4 protein-coding genes and 1 tRNA gene are annotated in these 5282 nt (G+C 40.8%); 2 read left to right on the top strand and 3 right to left on the bottom strand.

Annotation, left to right across the window (positions count from 1 at the left end):
* Positions 1-575: 575 nt before the first annotated feature.
* From ilvA to rsgA, 3 genes are all read right to left on the bottom strand, one after another.
* Positions 576-2108: a threonine ammonia-lyase, biosynthetic gene (gene ilvA, locus G322_RS0117370; RefSeq protein WP_022942972.1), complete on the bottom strand. Its 1533-nt coding sequence runs from the start codon at positions 2106-2108 to the stop codon at positions 576-578.
* A 322-nt stretch (positions 2109-2430) separates the two neighbouring features.
* On the bottom strand, positions 2431-3273 hold the full coding sequence (gene asd, locus G322_RS0117375; protein WP_022942973.1) for an archaetidylserine decarboxylase: 843 nt from the start codon (positions 3271-3273) through the stop codon (positions 2431-2433).
* A 54-nt stretch (positions 3274-3327) separates the two neighbouring features.
* Positions 3328-4368, bottom strand: a complete 1041-nt coding sequence (rsgA, locus tag G322_RS0117380; protein WP_022942974.1) for a small ribosomal subunit biogenesis GTPase RsgA — start codon at positions 4366-4368, stop codon at positions 3328-3330.
* A 118-nt stretch (positions 4369-4486) separates the two neighbouring features.
* Here rsgA and orn point away from each other — a divergent pair, with 118 nt between their 5' ends.
* A complete protein-coding gene (orn, locus tag G322_RS0117385; RefSeq protein WP_022942975.1) occupies positions 4487-5023 on the top strand; it encodes an oligoribonuclease in 537 nt (178 codons plus the stop codon).
* A 164-nt stretch (positions 5024-5187) separates the two neighbouring features.
* Positions 5188-5262: transfer RNA gene (locus G322_RS0117390), tRNA-Gly, on the top strand.
* Positions 5263-5282 lie beyond the last annotated feature (20 nt).

Here is a 5282-nt window from a genome sequence, read left to right on the forward strand (position 1 = left end):
TCCGCCTAAGTACTGGTTTAAATTACTAATATCTGCGTTGCATTCAATCGCAATAGCCGGCTATTACTCAATCATGCGCCTTGACCTTAGTCATTTACCCTGCGTAAAACCTGATCATTATATTAAGCGGAATGGTATTATACCGTTATCATTCAAGGTGCAAAATTCAGCAAGCTGCGAGGTGAGCAGGTTCTAGGCAGAAAGTTGAAGGTCTAACGGGTTCAATCGATGCTTTCTAACGAATTGTTAAATGCTGGCATTTAATCAATGTCGATAGAGGGTTAACGTGTTTTTGTTAGTCTCTCGAAAGACAACGAAGATGCTTGCCTCAAAGCTTGCCTTGTGGGGTCGCAAGCTCACCTTTTGTGCAACCATGGTAATTCGGCGTTGCAGTATTCGATAAGGGCGAATGAAAGTCTGTCATTTCATTCTACCGAGAGAGGATTAATGTCTTTTTATTAATCTCTCGTAAGGTCATCATACTGCGCCTTATCTCAGTGTCCGAGCTGACGACTGAGATTGGTAACGGGTATAAATAAGCGGTTAACACGTTTTAGTGGAAACATAAAAACAGCCTACTTATTTGCTAAGAAAAAACGATATGCTTGATTATCACTTTCATCTTTGTAGTTATAACCCAAAGCATCTAAATGCTCACTAAATACACTGACTTGATTATCTTGTAGTTCAAACCCTGCTAGTACCTGCCCGTAAGCTGCACCGTGGTTACGATAATGGAAAAGAGTGATGCTAGCATGTGTACCGAGTAGTTTTAAAAATTTAAGCAGGGCATTAGGGCGTTCTGGAAATTCAAAACTATAGAGTCGCTCTGTTAGGTTTTCTACAGGTGTGCCACCGACCATATAACGTAGGTGTAGCTTTGCCACTTCATCATGACTTAAATCTGCAATGGCATAACCTTTATTGGTGAGGTTTTTCGTTAGTTCCGCTAATTCATCCACACCCTCTGGTGTGCGTATACCAACAAAAATATTGGCTTCTTTACGGGAATTAAAGCGATAGTTAAACTCAGTAATGGCGCGCCCATCAAGTTCATTACAAAATGCTAAAAATGATCCCTGTTTTTCAGGAATAGTGACGGCTAAAATACTCTCTTTTTGCTCGCCTAGTTCACAGCGCTCTGAAACATAACGTAACCCATGAAAATTAACATTTGCACCACTTAAAATAGCGCAAAGTTGTTCGTTTTTTAGTTGATGTTGTTGGCTATATTTCTTCAGTCCTGCAAGGGAGAGTGCACCTGCGGGCTCAGCGATTGCGCGCGTATCTTCAAAAATATCTTTAACGGCAGCGCAAATTTCATCACTGCTGACGGTGATCACTTCATCAACATATAACTGACACAGTCGAAAGGTTTCAGTGCCGATTGTTTTCACGGCCACACCATCGGCAAACAGACCTACTCTGCTGAGTGTGATAGGGCCTCCGTGATCTAGCGCGACCTTTAAACAAGCCGCATCTTCAGGCTCTACACCGATAATTTTAATATCAGGTAATAACTGTTTGATATAAACGGCGATACCCGCTATCAATCCACCACCGCCTACAGGAACAAAAATTTTATCGAGATGGGCATTTTGCTGAATTAACTCTTTAGCAATAGTACCTTGCCCGGCAATTACATCACAATCATCAAAAGGGTGGATAAGTGTGTAGTTTTGCTGTTTTGCAAGCAATTGACAATGTTCGCTAGCGCTATCAAAGGCTTCGCCAAACAGTACCACTTTAGCCCCTAATGCACGTACTGAACTCACTTTGATATCGGGTGTGGTTTTAGGCATGACAATGGTGGCTTTAATGCCCATTTTTTGCGCCGAAAGTGCTACGCCTTGTGCATGATTTCCCGCTGAAGCCGCAATGACACCACACTGTTTTTGCGCGGATGATAGGCTGGCTAATTTATTATAAGCACCACGCAGTTTAAATGAATGTACAGGTTGCCTGTCTTCTCGTTTTAATAATATTTTGTTATGTAAGCGCTTAGAAAGTTTAGGCAGTGTTTGTAACGGTGTTTCAATCGCCACTTCATAAACGGGGGCTAAGAGTATTTTTTTTAAGTATTGTGCTGCGGATAATGGCTGTGTCATAGGTGAAAACACTCTTGCGATTAGAATTGTTTACGATGGAAGTAGAACGTTATATCAATGGAATTAATGAGGTGATCAAGTATTGCGAAGGAAAAATTAGCACTAACAAGGCGTGAATTGCAGGAGATAGTTGCTCTCACTTCAAAATTCACAACGCAGTTAGGGGTAATTTTAACAAGCAAGACTGATCACCTTTTTAGTTCCTTTGGTATTAGTTCTACGTTATTAGGAAGTGGGACTTCAGTCCTGCCTTGTTTTGCATTAAAGTCAAAACAAAAATCAAAAGACGCAAGACTAAAGTCTCGCTTCCAAAATAGTGATTTTATTTTACAGTAGCAAATAGTTCACCTAAATGCGTATCTGAGCCTGCTTGTAAGTTCTCTGCAAACTCAATACTGTCTTTTGGAAATAGGGCAATAATGGTGCTACCTAATTTAAAGCGTCCCATCTCTGCACCTTTTTCAAGGGTGATATCTTGATCGCTATAATCCCAATATTGAATATCTTTACTTTTTAGTGTGCCTTCCCATACTGTTTCGATGCTTGCCACAATCGTTGCACCCACTAAGACCATCGCCATCGGGCCAATGGCGGTTGAAAAAATGGCCACCGCGCGCTCATTACGTGCAAACAGGTTGGGCACATTTTCAGCCGTGAGTGGATTGACTGAGAAAAGATCACCTGGGATAAAAATCATCTGTTCCAATTTACCTGTGATAGGCATATGAATACGATGGTAATCTTTAGGGGCTAAATAAACCGTGGAGAAGATACCATCGTCAAAAGGGGCAGCTACATCATCGCGACCGCCTAATAATTCGCGCAAGCTAAAGTCATGACCTTTGGCTTGAAAAAGTCGTCCCTGTTTAATATCGCCCTGTTGGCTTACTTTACCATCAACGGGGATTGCAAGGTTATTATCACCTTCAATAACCGTGCGTGCGCCCTCCTTTAATTCACGAGTAAAGAAGTCATTAAAGGTTTCAAAATACTCAGGCTCTGGGTGTTTCGCTTCACTCATATTGATTTTGTATTTAGCGATAAACTGTTTAATCAAAAAAGTGGTAAATTTCCCCATTTTTGCGGACGCAAGCTTGCCTGTGAAACGTGATAAAAGGTGTTTCGGTAGGATGTATTGCCCTACAATTTTTAATTGATCTCTCATAGTTCTCTCTTTTATATAAAACACCTCAAATTTCAGGAGGTGCTGAGTATCTCTCTAGTAAGTATTGGGATCACGATGGCGTGCATTTTTTGCATCATCCATCGTCTCTAAAATACGCAGGAAGCTACGATAACGTGCTTTATCAACTTTGTTCTCTTCAACGGCTTCTACTAACGCACAGCCCGGATCATTTTTGTGTTTACAATCTCGAAAGCGACAGAGACCTAAGTAATCTCTGAATTCAATAAAGCTATCTGCAATGCGCTCTGGGCTTAAATGCCAGAGTGAAAATTCACGAATGCCGGGGCTATCAATCAAATCTCCCCCATCAGGGAAATGGTATAAACGCGCGGTAGTGGTGGTGTGCTTGCCAAGACCAGAGCCTTCTGAAATTTCAGCCGTTACCGCTTCAACTTCTGGTAACAGCATATTGAGTAGCGAGGTTTTACCCACACCGGATTGACCCACAAAAATGTTAATTTTGTCTTTCATGACCGCTTTTAAGTTATCAAGTCCATCACCATGCATTGAACTGTAAAGTACGGTGTAACCGATATCTCGATAACTTTGTAGTTCATTATCAATGAGCTGACGTGATTCATTATCCAAAAGATCACTTTTATTTAAAACGATGATTGGAGTAATGCCGATATCTTCACAGGCGACTAAATAACGGTCAATAATATTACGTGAAAATTCGGGGGCAATAGAGCTAACGATAATAATGTGGTCAATGTTAGCCGCAATCGGTTTGATACCATCGTAATAATCAGGGCGAGTTAGCACAGTTGTGCGTGGGTGAACCGCCTCTACTATGCCAGTAATTCCTCGATAATCTTTATTACCCGCACGCCAGACAACTCTGTCTCCCGTGACCAGCGATTTTACCGCTCGGCGTAAATTACAGCGCTCAATATTACCATTCTCATCTTCTATATCAGCATGTTGACCAAAACGACTGATCACAACACCTTGAAGTTGTGGACCAAGTTCAGATTCGTCCCATTCTTTGTTCTCATTTTTTTTCAATCGTTTATTATGATTGTTCTGAACACGGCGAACTTGATTTTTGCTGAGTTTTTTCTTCTTAGCCACAGGCTTCCTTAACGATTAGTTAGCTATCACATATTGTATTAATCGAGTATCATACTATATTTTGTAGATGATTTAGAAAAAGAGCGCTCTCTTGTTAGAGAAAAGGATCACAATAAGCATGAATAATAACCTAATATGGATCGATTTAGAGATGACAGGTCTTGATCCAGAGACAGACACCATTATTGAGATGGCAACTGTAGTGACTGATAGCGATCTGAATGTGATTGCTGAAGGGCCTGAAATCGTGATCTATGAAAGCAAAGAAAAAATGGATGCGATGGATGCGTGGTGCGTTAAACATCATGGTGAATCTGGTCTAACAGAGCGAGTAATCAACAGTAAAATTAGTTACGCACAAGCAGAGCAACAAACATTAGCCTTTTTAAAGAAATGGACGCAAGCAGGTGCTTCTCCTTTGTGTGGTAATAGCATTGGTCAAGATCGTCGTTTCTTAGTGCGTTACATGAAACAGCTAGAAGCGTATTTCCATTATCGTAATATCGATGTTAGTACCATTAAAGAGTTAGGTCGTCGTTGGTCTCCTGAGATGACGAATGCACATGTAAAGCAGGGTACGCATTTAGCGATGCATGATATTCAAGAGTCTATCTCTGAATTAAAACATTACCGCGAACACTTTTTTACATTTTAAGCTCACTTATCAAACTAAAAAACAATATCTGCGCAAAAACCCAACAAGCAAGCTTTTGATTCACTAAAAACAGTAAAAAAAGCTTGCATTCATTCCTCTCCTCTCTATAATCGCACCCCATACAAAGCAGGCATCAACTAGATGTTTCTTTAGTTAGAAAATATGCGGCACTAGCTCAGTGGTAGAGCACAACCTTGCCAAGGTTGGGGTCAAGAGTTCGAATCTCTTGTGCCGCTCCATTTTCCTTCTAAATTGTATA

It is taken from the genome of Psychromonas hadalis ATCC BAA-638 (genome assembly GCF_000420245.1).
GTDB lineage: Bacteria > Pseudomonadota > Gammaproteobacteria > Enterobacterales > Psychromonadaceae > Psychromonas > Psychromonas hadalis.